Origin of the sequence: uncultured Chitinophaga sp. (genome assembly GCF_937874145.1) — a bacterium.
GTDB lineage: Bacteria > Bacteroidota > Bacteroidia > Chitinophagales > Chitinophagaceae > Chitinophaga.
Genome location: NZ_CALNBI010000228.1, coordinates 1 through 15,815, shown reverse-complemented (window position 1 = coordinate 15,815; position 15,815 = coordinate 1). Strand labels below are relative to the sequence as shown.

Genomic DNA, 15,815 nt, shown 5'->3' with positions numbered 1-15,815 from the left:
TGCGCCATGGTGACGGTAGCGCCGGCCAGCAGGAAGGCGCCGGCGGCAAGGAAGATGCTTTTCTGTATCATAAGCAGACTTGGGTTTTGAAAATGCCGCGTAAAACAACGGCAGTAGCGCAAAATAAAGGAAAAATCCCAAGTCCGGCGGGCCGCTTATCCAAAAACGAAAATTTGCCGCGCCACCGGCGAAGCGGGGCACGGCAATATGGAAAACACAAATGGTTACACGATGAACGGATCGACGATGGCGAGGACGGCCGCTTTGGTCAGGGGCTCGTCGAATGCTTCTGATGCCGCTGCGGCGCTCACGCCCGTGCCGTTGATGCCGATGATGTTGATCTCGGCCTGGGTGGTGAGGTCTTCGCCGTTGTAGCTGGCCTGCACGGCGTCGCCGATGCCGCCGGTGTCTTTCCCGGTGATCCAGGGTTTGATGGCGGTGCTGGACAGCAGGTTCCTGCGCATGTAGCGGATGTGTGCGGCATGGCGCGCTTCCGCGCTGTGGATCTTCAGCGCGGCCGTCAGCACTTCGTTGCTGGAAATGAGCGCACCCGCCTGGCCTTTGTAGGCTCGGACGCCCGTGTCTTCAAACGTTTGGGCCACGGCGAGGAAGAGCGGGTAATTGGAAAATACACCTTTGAAAGGACCGTTCCCGCTGCCGTTGCCCGCGGTGAAATCGAATACGGGTTTGGCGACGGGCGTGGCGCCGAGGGTGGTGATCGTGTTTTTCAGCAACGTCACGTGGGCATTCTCATGATCGCGGATGGTGGCGATAGCGCCGGTGGGCGGGCCTGCGGGGACCAGTCCGGGAGCGGCTGCGCCGAGGGTGTAAAATTCCGCTTCGAGGTATTCGAGGGTGAGTGCGAATTGCAGCACTTCCACGATGGTGGCGGTGGATTGGCCGTAGGCCTTTTTAAACAGGCTGCCCAGGGCGAAGGGGATCGCTGCGAGCGCCAGTTTGCCGCCAATGCCGGCCAGCCCTTTGATGGCGGAGCGGCGGTTGCTGAGGCGGTCGTGGAGCTCGGGGTCCTGCTGCTCCAGGTCCGTAATGATATGTTCGATGTTCATGTTACCGGTTTTTAGATCAGGAAGTAGGAAGATTGGATGCGTTGATCTTCGATTTGAGGAAGCCGGCGGCTACTTTGAGTACTTCCGGCGGATCGAGGGAGAGGTCGAGCCCGTTGGCGTCTACGGCGGTGCCGTCGGCGAAGGAACCGTTGCTGATGAGATCGCGGATCATAGCGGCATGGCGCGCTTCTACCGACACGATCTTGCCTGCCAGTAACAGGTAAGCGCCCTCGGTGATGAGTTTTCCCGCGCCGTTGTAGGCGGATACGCCGAGGTCTTCGAAGGCTTTGGCGGTGCCGAGCACACTGTCCCTGCTGGCAAAGTCGATCTTGCTGAAATCGACTTCCAGTGATGGGATGGCTTTGCTGCCGAGTGCGTTGCGGAAGAATTCCCGGTGGGCGATCTCGTGGTCGCGGATGTCGTTGAGGAATTGTTGCTCGGTGGCGGTGGCGCCGCTGAAGAAGGTTTGCGTAACGCGGGTGTAGAATGCGGCTTCGAGTTGTTCGAGCGCGTAAGCGTAATTCAGGATGCCGATGTCGCCGCTGCCGAGGTTGATGCCATTGTCGGGCGAGGGGTTATCGTCATTGGAACAGGCATGCATCAGCGTGGCCGCGGCAGCGGTTCCCGCGAAAAGCGAGAGGAACCGCCGGCGCTGCTGGCCTTTCGTTGATAACATGGCATGCCCTTCCTGTTCCTGTGGAACATTCAGTTTTTCAGCCATAAAATCTTTGTTTACGGTAATTAAGAAAGGTTACTGCTCAGTAAATGGATTTGGATGTTGTACATGGAGATATACGCGGCATTAATACAATTGGTTTTCATAACACAAAAGTTTCTTGCTACGGTTGTTGCAAAACAAACAAGCCCACTTCGCGGGAAGCGGGCTTGCATCACTCGTAACAGTTGTCTCATCCCATGGTCAGCATCATGTCGCGGATCATGGCGATGAGGGCGGACGGATAAATACCGAGCCATAACAAGAGGCCCATCAATGCGGATAGTGCGAACATCCCGAAAAACGGGAGGCGCCTGCGCACAGCGGTTCCTTCCTGCGGCTGGAACATCACCGCCACCAGGCGTATATAATAAAACAAACCGATTACGCTGTTCACCACCAGCAACGCCAGCAGCAGCCAAAGCCCCGCATTCACGCCGGCGGCCACCACATAAAATTTACCGATGAAACCCGCCGTCAGCGGTATCCCGGCGAGAGATAGCAACATGGCAGTGAAAATAGCCGCCAGCCAGGGTTGCCGCCAGAACAGGCCGCTGAAGTCTTCCAGCATTTCCGCATCGTCTTTTTCATCACTGAGCATGGCTAATACGCCAAATGCCCCGATGCTGGTGATCACATAAGCCACCAGGTAAAACATCACCGCCTCCTGCCCCGCTTCCATCCCCGCCAGGAAAGCGATGAGGATGTAGCCCATGTGCGATATGGAAGAATAAGCGAGCAGGCGCTTCACATTGCGCTGCATGAGCGCCAGCCAGTTGCCGGCAAACATGCTGGCCATGGCGATGATGGCCAGCACCCACCATAGTATCGTGTATTCATACCCGTTAACATCCCGGTAAAACCGCATGAGCAGCACCAGCATGCTTCCCTTCGACACGGTGGCGATATAGGCGGCCACCGGCAGCGGGGCGCCTTCGTAGATATCCGGCGCCCACATATGAAACGGCACGATCCCCAATTTGAAGCCCACGCCGATCAGCATCAACCCGAAACCGGCCACCACGGTCATTGGCGCCTGGGAGATCGCCGCCAGGTACTGCCCTATCCCCACAAAATCCATCGTACCGGATTCGGCATACACCAGCGCCATCCCGAATAACAGGAAAGCGGACGACAACGCCGCGAGCAACAGGTATTTGATCCCCGCTTCGTCCGACCGCTCACGGGCGCGCAGGTACGCGATCAGCCCGTACAGGCTGATGCTCATCGTTTCCAGCCCAAGGAACAGCGACACGAAGTGCCGGCTCATCAGCAACACGAGCCCGCCCACCGTAGCCAGCAGCAGCAGGATGTAGTATTCTTCCTTCCGTTCTTCCCGCTGTTCGAAATATTTGAACGACAGCAGCAAAACACTCAATCCCGCCGCGAGTATCAACCCGGTATTGAAATCCGCGAATTTGTCCACCACGAAAAGCGGCGCGATCACATAAGGCATGGCTTCCGTCTGGCGGAATAATGCCAGCAGCGCCACGATGAAAACGGTCACCGTGAAAGCATGCATCACCCGGTGGTTGCGGCGCACCGCCACCAGCAGCATGGCGATCACGGAGGCGCCTCCGAGTATGAGGACGGGCAGCAGGGCCATCAGATCATTCGTGGTCATATGGTCAGTTATTTGTCTTTGTATTGAAATGCGACCACCGGCGCGGCTTTCGCGGCCGTATCGATCACCCGCTGGGGAAACAATCCCAGCCAGATGATGGCGATCACCAGCGGCAGCAGCATTGCGGCTTCGCGGAATGTCATATCCTTCAACCTGAATTCGCGCAGCGATATCCCGAAAAATACTTTCTGCATGATGCGCAGGCTATACACCGTGGCCACCACCAGGCCGATGGCCGCCAGCACGGTGATCCAGGGATTGGCCTGCCAGCTGCCGGCGAGGATAAGGAATTCGGCGATGAAATTCCCCAGCCCGGGCAAGCCCAGCGAAGCCATGACGAACACCATGGTGACAGTGCCCAGTCCGGGTAACGCGGCCCAGAGGCCTCCCATCTTCTCCAGCTCCCGCGTGTGGAGCCTTTCATACAACACGCCCGCGATCATGAACAGCGCGCCGGTGCTGATGCCATGCGTGATCATCTGCATCACCACGCCCTGGTACGCGAGTTCGTTGAACGCAAAAGCCCCGACCAGCACAAATCCCATGTGGCTCACGCTCGTATACGCCACCAGGCGCTTGAAATCTGTTTGTGCGTATGCAAGTTGACCGCCGTACAGGATGCCGATAGCGCCCATCAGCATGAACACATCGGCGAAGTAATGGCAAGCCTCGGGAAACAGCGGCAACACAAACCGCAGGATACCGTAAGCGCCGGTCTTCAACAGCAAACCCGCCAGGATCACCGATCCCGCGGTGGGCGCCTCGGTGTGCGCGTCGGGCAGCCAGGTATGGAAGGGGAACGCGGGCAGTTTGACGAGGAACGCGGCCATGAAGCCCAGCATCAGCCACCGGCCAATCCCTTGTTCCATGGGCGTTTGCAGCAGTTCGGCGTAAGAAAAAGTATAAACGCCGGTGGAAGCGCCGTGCACGAAATACAAGCCCAGGATCGACAGGAGCATCAGCAAACCGCCTGCCTGGGTGAAGAGGAAGAACTTCAGCGAAGCGTACAACCTGCGCCCATGGCCCCAGATGCCGATGAGGAAATACATTGGGATGAGCATCACTTCCCAGAAGAAATAAAACAGGAACAGGTCCATCACGAGAAATACACCCGCGATACCACCCAGTACGAATAGCAGGTTGAAGTAATAGAAGCCCGTCCGGTCGCGGATTTCCTCCCACGAAACGAGGACCGCCAATGACCCGAGGAAAAAGGTGAGCACGATCATGAGGAGGCCGAGGCCATCCATCGCCAGCGAGAGGCTCACGCCGAAGCGGGGCATCCAGGGTTGATGGTAGACGTACCGCCAGTCGGCACCCGCTACGGAAGCGGGTTCCGGCTGGATCCAGACGCCGGCGGCGAGGATGAGGCCGGCCAGCATGACGCCCAGTGCGATCCAGCGGGGAAGCGTTGTGTGCACGGCCGCGGAGGCCCAGGCGAGAAAGGCGCCTATCAGCGGAAAAAGTATGAATGCCAGCAGTATCATGCCGAATCGTTTTTCAGGTTACATGGAATGCCGCCAGATGATGACGGACAAAATCAACACAGCCCCCATCACCACGCCCAGCACATACCACCGGAGGATGCCGCTCTGCGTGGCTGACATCATCCTGTGGAAGCCGCGCGTCATGACCGCAAGCCCCGTGTATACGTTGTCGATAATATCTTTCCGGTTGAGCCGGGCGATGCGGACGAAGGGCTGCACGAACACGATATCGTACGCCGCGTCAAACCCCCAACCGCTTTTCAGGAAATCGCGCGCTTCTATCGGGAAAGGCGCGTTGAGCAACCGCCAGGTGAGGTAAATGGCCAGCGCGGCGAGCCCGGCTGTAATGCCCTGCAATCCCCATTCCGCGGCAATATTGGCATGCGGCACTTCCGCCGCGGGCAATACCGGCGACAGGAAATCGCTCAGCCAGGTGAAGTGCCCCAGGGTGTGCGGCAGCTCCAGGAACCCGGCGAACGTGCTGCATATCGCCAGCACGTATAGCGGTATCATCATTTCGGGGCCGGGTTTGTGGTGGACGTGCGTCTTCTCCTGCCCGAAAAACACCAGCAGCATCATGCGCGCCGTGTAGGCAGCGGTGACGAACGCGCCCAGCACGGCAGCCCAGGCGTAACCCGTGCCGCCCTGCGCGGTGGTACCCGCCAGCCAGATGATCTGGTCTTTGCTGTACCATCCCGAGGAGATAAACGGGATAGCCGCCAGCGAAAGTGAGCCGATGAGGAACACGAGGAACACGCCGGGCAGGGATTTGCGGAGGCCGCCCATTTTGTACATATCCTGCTCGTGGTGCAGCGCGTGGATCACCGCGCCCGCGCCGAGGAACAGCAAGGCTTTGAAAAATGCGTGGGTGATGAAGTGGAATATCCCGGCCGACCAGGCGCCAACGCCCAATGCGAGGAACATATACCCGATCTGGCTGATAGTGCTATATGCCAGCACGCGTTTGATATCCGTTTGCACCCAGGCGCTGAAGCCCGCCAGCAGCAAGGTCACCGCGCCTACGATCGCTACCGCGGATTGCGCCGCGGGCGCCAGGGAGAAGATGATATTCGTCCTGGCGATGAGGTAAACGCCGGCGGTAACCATCGTGGCCGCGTGGATGAGGGCGCTCACGGGCGTGGGGCCTGCCATGGCATCGGGTAGCCAGGTCTGCAGGGGCAGCTGGGCCGATTTACCCACCGCGCCGCCCAGCAGGAGGAACGCGATCCACACGACCGTGGGGTCGCCGGTGGCCCAGCGTTCCTGCGTGCGTTCCAGCACTACGGATAATTGCAAACTCCCCGTATGCTGCACCAGCAGGAACAGCGCAATGGCCATGGCCGTATCCCCTACGCGGGTAACGATGAATGCCTTGCGCGCTGCCGCGCCGTTGGCCGGATCTTTATACCAGAAACCGATAAGCAGGTAGCTGCACAAACCAACGCCCTCCCATCCCAGGTACATCAGCAGCAGGTTGTCGGCCAGCACCAGCATGAGCATGGCGCCCACAAATAAATTCATGCACGCAAAGAACCTTGCAAAATCAGGGTCTTCTGCCATATAACCGGTGGAATAGATATGGATGAGCCAGCCTACGAACGTGATGACGAACGTGAATGCCAGCGAAAGCGCATCCAGCCGGAGATTCATGCCGATGCTGAAATCTCCCACCCGCACCCATTCCCACAAATGCTGGTCATACGCCGGGAGGCCCGACTGCAGGAATTGCCAGCCTGCCACAAGGGTGATGAGCGCCGCCAGCCCCATACTGCCGCAGCCCACGGCGATCACGCCCGCCTTCCCGATCTTTGCGGAGAACAGGATCAGGATGAGGGCGCCCAGGAAAGGGAGCGCGGGAACGAGGTACATCCATTCCATAATGCAATGTTTAATGGTTCAATTGCGGATATCAGCCCCGCATGCGGCTGGCTTCGTCGCTGTCGAGCGTTTTGAGCTGGTGGTACAATTGCAGGATAAGCGCCAGGCCAACCGAGACTTCCGCCGCGGCCATGGCCAGGATGAACATGAACATCACCTGCCCTTCCGGCTGCCCCCACTTGCTGGCCGCCACGATGAAAGCGAGCCCCGCGGCATTGAGCATGATCTCCACCGACACCAGCATGAAGATGATGTTGCGGCGGATCAGCATGCTGATCAGGCCCAGTGTGAATAAAACTCCTGCAAGGACCAGCCCTGCCGTTGTTGCGGATATCATGATTCAGCATTTTGCAAAAAACGGTGAACGATTTTTTTCTTCTGGCGGCCCAGGTGATACGCCCCTACGATCCCCGCCATCAGCAGCATGCCCGCCAGCTCAACCGCCAGGATATAAGGACCAAACAGGCTTTTGCCCACTTCTTTCGGATCCACCACGCGCACATCCCCGCTCAGGTCTCCCGGCTGCAGCATGAGGTACACCAGTTCCCCCAGCAATACCAGGCACAGCACCGAGGGGCCTATCCAGACGCCGGGCGTCATCCAGCTGCGTTCTTCCCCGGCAGTCTGGCTCCCGAGGTTGAGCATCATCACGAAGAAAATGATCAGCACCATGATGGCGCCGGCGTAAATGATCAGCTCCAGCGCCGCCATAAACGGCGCGCCATACAGGTAAAACACCACCGCCACGCTCAGCAGCGACACGATGAAGTACAACAGCGCGTGCATGATGTTGAACCGGGTGATCACCATGATGGTGGACAAGACGGCCACCGCCGCCGCGATATAGAATGCAATGCCCATAGCGGGTAATTTTAATTATGGTAAAAGACTGCGCACGTTTACCGGCGGTTCTTCCCGCTGGGCCTCGCCTTTCTCCTTCCCGGAGATGGCCATGCCCGCCACGCGGTAATAATTGTAGCCGGGGTATTTGCCCTGACTGTTGATGAGCAGGTCCTCTTTCTCATATACCAGGTTCTGCCGGTCGTACTCCGCCATTTCGAAATCGGGCAGCAGCTGGATGGCGTAGGTAGGACAAGCCTCTTCGCAGAACCCGCAGAAGATGCAGCGGGAGAAATTGATGCGGAAGAAGCCGGGATACCGCCGCCCGTCGGGCGCTTCGGCTGCCTGCAGCGAGATGCAGTCGACCGGGCAGGCTGCAGCGCATAGGTAGCACCCAACGCAGCGTTCGCCGCCGTCGGGGTCGCGGGTGAGCGCTATGCGGCCGCGCCAGCGGGCAGGCAGGGGCGCCTTTTCTTCAGGGTACTGGTACGTTTCGCGTTTGTGGAACATGTGCAGGAACACCAGCCACATGCTACGGAGTAAACTGAACATAACCGATCATTTATCGATGATTAATTTGATGGCCGCCGTGCCGAGCAAATTCAGCAACGACAGCGGGAACAATACCTTCCATCCGTATTCCATCAGCTGGTCGTACCGGGGCCGCGGCATGGAAGCACGCAGCAGGATGAACACCATGATGAATACGAACGTTTTGATAACAAACCAGATCACGCCGGGCAGGAAGGCCGGTCCCAGCCATCCCCCGAAATACAGCGTCACGATCATGGAGGAAATGAGGGTGATGCCGAGATACTCCCCGATGAAGAACATCCCGAATTTCATCCCTGAATATTCTGAGTGGAAACCCGCCACCAGTTCGCTTTCCGCTTCCGGGATATCGAAAGGCAGGCGGTGCGTTTCCGCGATGCCGGCGATGAAGAAGATGACGAACCCCAGCAGCTGCGGGAATATGTACCACATTCCCTTCTGCGCTTCCACGATCTCGCCGAGGTTGAACGTTCCGCTGAGGATCACCGTGCCCATGAGCGCCAGGCCCATGAACACTTCGTAACTGATCATCTGCGACGCGCCGCGCATGGCGCCCAGGAGTGCGTATTTGTTGTTGGACGCCCATCCTCCCAAAACGATACTGTAAACGCCCAGCGAAGACATGGCGAGGAAAAAGAGGATGCCGATGTTCATATCCGCCACCACGATCCCCGGGCCGAACGGCACCACGGCAAACGCCATGAGCACGCTCGCCACCACCACGGCCGGCGCAAATACAAACACCACTTTATCCGCAAAGGGCGGTATCCAGTCTTCCTTGAAAAACAGTTTCAGCGTATCGGCGAGCACGATGAGGATGCCGAAAGGGCCTGCGCGGTTGGGGCCGTACCTGTCCTGCCAGAGGGCGAGCATCCGCCGTTCGAGCCAGATCAGGCCGGCGGCGGTATTGAGCAGTACGAACAGCACGCCGCCGATGATCCACCAGTAATGAGCTTCCATATCGATGACTTTAATTTTCCTTTAATCGCTTACCCGCATCTTCGCCAATACCGGCAGATCCACTACCGGCGAATGCGGCATCCCGGCGGTCACGCCCGCGAGGCCATGTGGCATCCAGTGGTTGGGCGTGGCTACCAGCCGGCAGGTATGATGATCCATTTCCACCGTTACCCAATCGCCGGGCGTAATGTTCCAGCGCGCGATATCGTCCGGGTTGAGGTAGAGGCAGCAGTAATCCGCCGCGTTCTTCGCGATGCCGTGCGTATACATGCTCAGTTCTTCAGAACCGAAAATGTGGTACAATGGCATGATGTGCACATGGCCCGGCACCGGCACAAACGTATCGGGCACTTCGTGGAAATATTTCGGGCCGCCGTTGAGATGCGGCTCCAGCAGGCGGATGCCGGGATCCCCGCCATGGAGGTGCCCGCCAATCTCCTGCTGGTATTTGTTCACGGATTGCACGGAGTTCCAGCCCGGCGACCAGAAGAAAGGAATCAGCGGCGACGGCGGCTCTCCCCTGTAACCTTCCATGGTAAAGGAAAGCGGCGTATCCACGTCTTCCGCGGGCTTCAGCTCGCTGACGTTCTCATTGGCCAGCATGGCCGTTCTGCCGCTGTAGCGGTGCGGTTCGCGGGGGATGCGTTGACCGTTGATCCTGAAATCCGCATGGGGCGCCAGGTGTTGCAACTGCGCCAGCGAAGGCATCGCGGTGGTGATGGCCCAGTCGATATCGTCGAGGTTATGCATGCCGTTCAGCGAACGTACCTGCGCCTTTTCCGCGATCTGCAGGCACCAGCGCCAGCTTTCCTGCACATCGCCTTTCGGGACGAACACCTGGTAGAAACGCTGCGCGCGGCCTTCGTTGTTGACGACGGTGCCGTCGGCTTCGGCGAAGGTTCCCGCGGGCAGCAGCACCGTGGCTTTCTCGGCGGTTCGGTTGTATAGATGGTCGATCAGGATGACATCCTGCGCATGCAGGAATATTTCGTCGATGAGATGTGCGTCGGCCCGGCGGTATAAATCGTTTTCCAGTACGATCACGGTGTCCGCTTCTCCTTGCCGCAGCACGTCGATGGCGGTATCGAGGCGGTGGCCGCCGAGCATTTCGAGGCCGAGGCTGTTCACTTCCGGCAGTGTGAGGCTCAGCATGGGATTATGCCCTTTCTGCTGAAGGGCCCAGGCTACGTTGGCCGCCGCTTTCATCATATGGTCGCAACCGCTGCCGTAGCCGCCGATGATGAGGGGGCGTTCCGCTGCCATCAGTGAAGCGGCGATCTTTTCCGCCAATGCGTTTTCCTCCGCGCTGAGGTGGGTAACCGGGTCGATGTCGGCCCCCAATGCTTTCGCCACGGCGAATCCCAGCCGCGCCAGGTGCTCCGGAGCTCCGCGGCGCACGTCTTCAGCCAGCTCGTCGAGCTTCGTGGGTACGGTATGGAAAATGAACAAGGGGCCGTGTTTGTCCTGCACGGCTTCCCGCACGGCGGCGTCCTGCCAGTCGGAAAGATGGATCTGCCCCATGGCATCGGCCTCCGGCTTGCGCCTTACCGCCTGCCGGACCGCCAGCGCCAGCATGGGCGCGGTATTGGTGAGGTCCTCCCCTAATATCAAAACCGCATCCGCTTCTCCCGCTTCCTGCAGCGATGGCGTACGTGCGGGCCCTTCGCGGAGGATTTTCAGCGCCAGAGAGGCATGATCTTGATCCGAACCGGACACGCCAAGGAAGAAATTATCTTCCCCCACCAGTAACTTCAGCGCGAAATTGGATTCCAGGCTGGCGCGGGGAGATCCGATGCCGATGGTGCGCCCGTTCTTCACCCGCTGCGCCACCTGGTCCACGATGTGCGCTTTGTTGACCGTACCGTTGGAATGCGGCCGGATGGCGGGTTGCAGGATGCGCTGGTCGCTGTTGACGAATTCATATCCATACCGCCCGCGGTCGCAGAGGAAATACCCGTTCACCTCACCGTTATAGCGGTTGGCGATCTGGCGCAGCGAACCGTAACGCTCCCCGGCGCTGGTATTGCATCCCAGCGAACAACCCTGGCATACAGACGGCGCCCAGGTCATATCCCATTTACGGGTATAATGCGATTTGAGGGTTTTATCGGTGAACACGCCCGTGGGGCATACCTCCGCGAGATTACCGCTGAATTCGCTTTCCAGCGTCCCGTTTTCGCAGCGCCCGAAGTAGACATGATTATGCGCGGCGAAAACGTTCAGGTCCTTCCCGCCGGCATAATCTTTATAAAAGCGCACGCAGCGGTAGCACTGGATGCAGCGGTTCATTTCGTGGTTGAGGAAAGGCCCCAGGTCCTGGTTTTCGTAAGTGCGTTTGGAGAAACGGTAGTGGCGGCAGGTGTGTCCGGTCATCACCGTCATATCCTGCAGGTGGCAGGAGCCGCCTTCGTCGCACACGGCGCAATCATGCGGGTGGTTTGTCATCAGCCAGCCGATCACCTGTTCCCGGAAAGCCTTCGCGCCGGGGTCTTCCACAGACAGGCGGAGATTATCTTTCACGGGTTCCATGCATCCCATCACCAGCCGCCCCGTTTTATCATCCTCGTCTTTGAACACCTTCACGGCGCATTGGCGGCAGGCGCCTACAGAACCCAGCGCCGGGTGCCAGCAGAAGTACGGCAGGTTCATGCCCTGTTGCAGCACGGCTTCCAGCAGGTTGCTGCCGGGTTTCACCTCGTATGGTTTGTTATCGATGTAGATGGTCATAAATGATGGGTATGATGGAGGTGAACGGATGCGGGAATGGCCGGTTCCGGATCGTGGTACGGGCAACGGTGCTCCCGGATGTGTCTTTCAAAATCGTCGCGGAAATATTTGAGCGCGCTTTGCAAAGGCTCCATAGCCCCGGGCGCCAGCGCGCAGAACGTGTTGCCGGGCCCCAGCCATTCGGTATGGCGCAGCAGCAGCTCCAGGTCTTCCTCCCTGCCCCTGCCCTGCTCGATGGCCCAGAGGAGCTTCTCGGTCCAGGGAAGGCCTTCGCGGCAGGGCGTGCAGAAGCCGCAGGACTCCTGGGCAAAGAAATGCTCGAGGTTATGCACGAACCCGACGGGGCAGGTCTGGTCGTCGAGCACCACCATGGTACCCGTTCCCAGGCGGCTCCCCGCCGCGGCCACGCCCGCGAAATCGAGCTGGATATCCATATGTTTATCGATGAGGAAATCGGTGGAAGCGCCGCCCGGCAATACGCCCCTGAACCCATATCCCTCTTTCATCCCGCCGGCGTATTCTTCGATCAGTTCGCGCATCGTTACGCCCATTGGCAGTTCCCAGGCGCCGGGCTTGCGGACCCTGCCCGAAACGCCGTAGATCTTGGTGCCGCCGTCGGCCGTGCGGCTGAGGGATTTGAACCATTCGGCCCCTTTGTTGATGATATGGGGAATGAAGGAAAGCGTTTCCACATTGTTGACGATGGTGGGTTTGCCGAAAAGCCCGGAGACCTGCGGGAACGGGGGCTTGGCGCGTGGCGTGGCGCGTTTGCCTTCCAAAGAATTCAGCAGCGCCGTTTCTTCCCCGCACATATATCTGCCCACACCGGTATGCAAATGCATTTCAAGGGAATAACCGGTACCGAGGATATCTTTCCCCAGGTACCCCGCATCATACGCCTCCGCAATCGCTTTTCGGATTGCAACGGCCGCGTCCTTATACGCCCACCTGAGAAACACGAAAGCTTCCGTGGCCTGGATGGCGTACGCCGCCACGATCATGCCCTCCAGCAGCTGATGGGGATTGCCTTCCAGGAGCCACCGGTCTTTGAAAGTGCCCGGCTCCATTTCGTCGGCGTTGGCCACGAGGTATTTGGGACCGGGAACGTCCATCGGCACGAAGCTCCATTTCATCCCCGTACTGAATCCCGCGCCGCCGCGGCCTTTCATATTGGATTCCTTCACGAGGGCCGTCACGTCTTTGGGCTGCATATGGCGAACCGCCTTGCGCACGGCCTGGTAGCCGCCGATGGCTTCGTACTGGCGAATCTCCAGCGGCGGAAAGGTGATGTGTTGTGTGAGCGGACGTTCCATATCAGGTATATTTTTCGAGTATGTCCGCCAATGCGGCGGGATGCAGATCGCGGTACAAATCGTTGTCGACCATCAGCGCGGGTGCGTGATCGCAGGTGCCCAGGCAGGGATTCGGCAGCAGCGTGAAACGCCCGTCGGCCGTGGTTTGCCCGTATTGAATGCCGAGCAGCCCCGTCAGTTCCGCATGGATGCCTTTCAGCCCCATCACGTAACAACTGATGCTGTCGCACAACAGGATGATGTGCCGGCCCACGGGCTGGCGGAAGATGAGATTGTAGAAGGTGGCCACGCTGTCGACCTCCTCGGGGCTCATATCCAGGATATCGGCCACGTCGCGGATACTTTCGTCGGACACCCATCTGCGGTGCTCCTGGACGATCTTTAGCGCTTCTATGCAGGCTGCCTTTTTAATAGGCACCTGTTTGATCTCGTCTTCGATTTTTTCTTTTTCGGTCATCGATAGCATAATGCGTGTTTTTTACCGGTCAATGTCCGCCAGCACATAATCCATGGCGCCGAGGATGGATAAAAGGTCGGCCACCGTATACCCGCGGCTGATGTACGGGATCATCTGCATATGCGCGAACGAGGGCGTGCGCACGCGCACCCGGTAGGGCGCGGTGTTGCCGTCGCTGGTGAGGTAGTAGCTGTTCCATCCTTTCGTGGCTTCGGTGACCACCATGGCTTCGCCGTTCGGGATCACGGGGCCCCAGGATACGTGGAGGAAATGATGGATGAGGGTTTCGATGTCCTGCATCGTGTATTGCTTCACCGGCGGCGTGGCCAGCGGATGATCGGATTTGTACGGGCCTTCGGGCATGTTGTTGAGGCATTGCTCGATGATGCGGAGGCTTTCCCACATTTCCTGCACGCGCACCACTGCGCGGTCGTAGCAATCGCCGTTCTGTGCGGTTGGAATATCGAATTCATAGTTCTCGTACCCGCTGTACGGCCGCTTCTTGCGCATGTCCCATTCCAGGCCGCAGGCGCGGAGGTTGGGGCCGGTGGCGCCCCAGTCGATGGCCTCTTCGAGCGAAAACACACCGATGCCCACGGTGCGCGCTTTGAAAAGGGCGTTGCGCATCACCATCTTGTCGTATTCCTTCAGCTTCTTCGGGAAATATTCCACGAATTCCCGCACCAGCCTGTCCCAGCCCTGCGGCAGGTCTTGCGCCACACCGCCGATGCGGAACCAGTTGGGGTGCATGCGGCCGCCGCAAACGGCTTCTATGATGTTGAATATCTTTTCGCGGTCGGTGAACATATAAAACACGGGCGATAGCTGCCCCACGTCCTGCGCGAAGGTGCCGTACCAGACGAGGTGGCTGGCGATGCGGAACAGTTCGCACAACATCACGCGGATGACCTCCGCCCGTTGCGGGATGTGGATGCCGGCCAGTTTTTCTACGGAAAGAAGATAAGCGAGATTGTTGTTGACGCCGCCGAGGTAATCGATGCGGTCGGTATAGGGGATGTAAGTGTGCCAGCTCTGGCGTTCGCCCATTTTTTCGGCGCCGCGGTGGTGGAAGCCGATGTCGGGCACGGCGTCAACGATATCTTCGCCGTCGAGCTGGAGGATGATGCGGAGCACGCCGTGGGTGCCGGGGTGCTGGGGGCCGATGTTGAGGAACATGAAGTCGGAGTCATCGCTCTGCCGCTGGAGGCCCCATTCTTCCGGGTCGAACCGCAGGGCCTCCTGCTCCCTGTCTTCTTTTTCCGGAAACAATCGGAACGGCCCCATTTCGGTGGCCCTGGCCGGATGCTCCTTACGGAGCGGGTGCCCCTCCCAGGTGGTCGGCATTAAAATACGGCGAAGCAGGGGATGACCTACGAAACGGATGCCGAACATATCGTACACTTCCCTTTCATACCAGTTGGCGGACGGCCAGATATGCGTGATGCTGGGAGTGGCGGGGAACTCGCCGCGGAGGGCTACTTTCAGCCGGATAAATGCATTGCGCTCGAAGGAAAAGAGATGGTAGACAAGGGTAAATTCGCAGGTGCCGTTGTACTTACTTTTACAGGCACGCTCATCGATGGCCGTGAGGTCATAGAGCATGCGGTAAGGTTGTTCCGCTTCACTGCGGAGATACTCCAGTACAGGTACGATCTTCCCTTGTGGCGTCCAGATGGTGGGCGTCTCATCCCGGGTGAGCTGCTCGTGGAGCAGCTGCTCGCCGAACCGGGAGCAGAGGGCAGAAAAGATGCTTTCAGGCATGATGACAGTTTTGTGTATCGATGCGCCTGGCTGCTAGACTTTTCCAGTCTGTTTTACCCTTGCTTAGAATGAGCTGTTGGTCGCTATATCGGGTTTTGTATCAGTTTCAGATTTTCTCTTCCGGCTCCCGCACCCGCACCGCTTCTTCACTTCCCGGCACCTTCTGCGCGCGTACGGGGTGATGGTGATGATGATGGCCGATGAACTTCCGGCTGAACTTCGTGCCAGCCCCTCTCAGGATGCTCTTGCCGTGCCCGAAGCAGGCCACGTCGAAATCGAAAGTAGCGAGCTTCTCCAGGCTGTGCCGGCCGGTTTCAAAATCTTCGTAAAAGGTGGAATAACCCAGTCCGAAGAGATTGTCGCAGGTATCGGCTGCGAAGAGGACGTTCTTGGCGCCCGGGAAGAAAAAGGCGAGCTGCCCTTTGCTGAGGCCC

15 protein-coding genes are annotated in these 15,815 nt (G+C 58.8%); 1 reads left to right on the top strand and 14 read right to left on the bottom strand.

From position 1 onward, the window contains the following. A partial coding sequence (locus Q0510_RS11150) for a hypothetical protein (protein WP_298711261.1) occupies window positions 1–293 on the top strand: 293 nt, incomplete at its 5' end. Here the strand turns inward: Q0510_RS11150 and Q0510_RS11145 are convergent. From Q0510_RS11145 to Q0510_RS11080, 14 genes are all read right to left on the bottom strand, one after another. Beyond that, complete coding sequence (locus tag Q0510_RS11145; protein WP_298711259.1) at window positions 225–1,067, bottom strand: ferritin-like domain-containing protein; 843 nt, start codon at window positions 1,065–1,067, stop codon at window positions 225–227. The genes Q0510_RS11150 and Q0510_RS11145 overlap by 69 nt on opposite strands. A 16-nt stretch (window positions 1,068–1,083) precedes the next feature. Further along, window positions 1,084–1,788: a ferritin-like domain-containing protein gene (locus Q0510_RS11140; protein ID WP_298711256.1), complete on the bottom strand. Its 705-nt coding sequence runs from the start codon at window positions 1,786–1,788 to the stop codon at window positions 1,084–1,086. A 187-nt stretch (window positions 1,789–1,975) separates the two neighbouring features. Next, on the bottom strand, window positions 1,976–3,406 hold the full coding sequence (locus tag Q0510_RS11135; protein ID WP_298711253.1) for an NADH-quinone oxidoreductase subunit N: 1,431 nt from the start codon (window positions 3,404–3,406) through the stop codon (window positions 1,976–1,978). Window positions 3,407–3,414: 8 nt separating this feature from the next. After that, window positions 3,415–4,893, bottom strand: coding sequence for a NuoM family protein (locus tag Q0510_RS11130; RefSeq protein ID WP_298711250.1), 1,479 nt, complete (start codon window positions 4,891–4,893; stop codon window positions 3,415–3,417). A gap of 18 nt (window positions 4,894–4,911) precedes the next feature. Continuing rightward, window positions 4,912–6,771, bottom strand: a complete 1,860-nt coding sequence (nuoL, locus tag Q0510_RS11125) for an NADH-quinone oxidoreductase subunit L (RefSeq protein WP_298711248.1) — start codon at window positions 6,769–6,771, stop codon at window positions 4,912–4,914. Window positions 6,772–6,802: 31 nt separating this feature from the next. Further along, entirely contained in the window at window positions 6,803–7,108 is a 306-nt protein-coding gene (gene nuoK, locus Q0510_RS11120; protein ID WP_298711246.1) for an NADH-quinone oxidoreductase subunit NuoK, read from the bottom strand. Then, complete coding sequence (nuoJ, locus tag Q0510_RS11115) at window positions 7,105–7,632, bottom strand: NADH-quinone oxidoreductase subunit J (protein WP_298711243.1); 528 nt, start codon at window positions 7,630–7,632, stop codon at window positions 7,105–7,107. Before nuoJ ends, nuoK begins: the two co-directional genes overlap by 4 nt. Window positions 7,633–7,647: 15 nt before the next feature. Next, on the bottom strand, window positions 7,648–8,163 hold the full coding sequence (gene nuoI, locus Q0510_RS11110) for an NADH-quinone oxidoreductase subunit NuoI (RefSeq protein ID WP_298711241.1): 516 nt from the start codon (window positions 8,161–8,163) through the stop codon (window positions 7,648–7,650). A 6-nt stretch (window positions 8,164–8,169) separates the two neighbouring features. Next, window positions 8,170–9,123 (bottom strand): NADH-quinone oxidoreductase subunit NuoH, encoded by a 954-nt coding sequence (nuoH, locus tag Q0510_RS11105; RefSeq protein WP_298711238.1) that lies wholly within the window; start codon window positions 9,121–9,123, stop codon window positions 8,170–8,172. Between the two features lie 21 nt (window positions 9,124–9,144). Beyond that, on the bottom strand, window positions 9,145–11,850 hold the full coding sequence (gene nuoG / locus Q0510_RS11100; RefSeq protein ID WP_298711236.1) for an NADH-quinone oxidoreductase subunit NuoG: 2,706 nt from the start codon (window positions 11,848–11,850) through the stop codon (window positions 9,145–9,147). Then, complete coding sequence (gene nuoF / locus Q0510_RS11095; protein WP_298711233.1) at window positions 11,847–13,163, bottom strand: NADH-quinone oxidoreductase subunit NuoF; 1,317 nt, start codon at window positions 13,161–13,163, stop codon at window positions 11,847–11,849. The genes nuoG and nuoF overlap by 4 nt, the downstream gene beginning before the upstream one ends. A gap of 1 nt (window position 13,164) precedes the next feature. Beyond that, entirely contained in the window at window positions 13,165–13,629 is a 465-nt protein-coding gene (nuoE, locus tag Q0510_RS11090) for an NADH-quinone oxidoreductase subunit NuoE (RefSeq protein ID WP_298711230.1), read from the bottom strand. 12 nt (window positions 13,630–13,641) lie between these two features. After that, window positions 13,642–15,381, bottom strand: a complete 1,740-nt coding sequence (gene nuoC / locus Q0510_RS11085) for an NADH-quinone oxidoreductase subunit C/D (RefSeq protein WP_298711227.1) — start codon at window positions 15,379–15,381, stop codon at window positions 13,642–13,644. A gap of 106 nt (window positions 15,382–15,487) precedes the next feature. Beyond that, the coding region (locus tag Q0510_RS11080; protein WP_298711225.1) for a hypothetical protein at window positions 15,488–15,815 on the bottom strand (328 nt) is incomplete at its 5' end.

Coding starts and splice junctions, on each gene's coding strand:
- Q0510_RS11140 (WP_298711256.1), bottom strand. CDS start 1,788: ATGGCTGAAAAACTGAATGTTCCACAGGAACAGGAAGGGCATGCCATG.
- nuoL (WP_298711248.1), bottom strand. CDS start 6,771: ATGGAATGGATGTACCTCGTTCCCGCGCTCCCTTTCCTGGGCGCCCTC.
- Q0510_RS11145 (WP_298711259.1), bottom strand. CDS start 1,067: ATGAACATCGAACATATCATTACGGACCTGGAGCAGCAGGACCCCGAG.
- Q0510_RS11130 (WP_298711250.1), bottom strand. CDS start 4,893: ATGATACTGCTGGCATTCATACTTTTTCCGCTGATAGGCGCCTTTCTC.
- nuoC (WP_298711227.1), bottom strand. CDS start 15,381: ATGCCTGAAAGCATCTTTTCTGCCCTCTGCTCCCGGTTCGGCGAGCAG.
- nuoE (WP_298711230.1), bottom strand. CDS start 13,629: ATGCTATCGATGACCGAAAAAGAAAAAATCGAAGACGAGATCAAACAG.
- nuoJ (WP_298711243.1), bottom strand. CDS start 7,632: ATGGGCATTGCATTCTATATCGCGGCGGCGGTGGCCGTCTTGTCCACC.
- nuoG (WP_298711236.1), bottom strand. CDS start 11,850: ATGACCATCTACATCGATAACAAACCATACGAGGTGAAACCCGGCAGC.
- nuoK (WP_298711246.1), bottom strand. CDS start 7,108: ATGATATCCGCAACAACGGCAGGGCTGGTCCTTGCAGGAGTTTTATTC.
- nuoH (WP_298711238.1), bottom strand. CDS start 9,123: ATGGAAGCTCATTACTGGTGGATCATCGGCGGCGTGCTGTTCGTACTG.
- Q0510_RS11135 (WP_298711253.1), bottom strand. CDS start 3,406: ATGACCACGAATGATCTGATGGCCCTGCTGCCCGTCCTCATACTCGGA.
- nuoI (WP_298711241.1), bottom strand. CDS start 8,163: ATGTTCAGTTTACTCCGTAGCATGTGGCTGGTGTTCCTGCACATGTTC.
- nuoF (WP_298711233.1), bottom strand. CDS start 13,163: ATGGAACGTCCGCTCACACAACACATCACCTTTCCGCCGCTGGAGATT.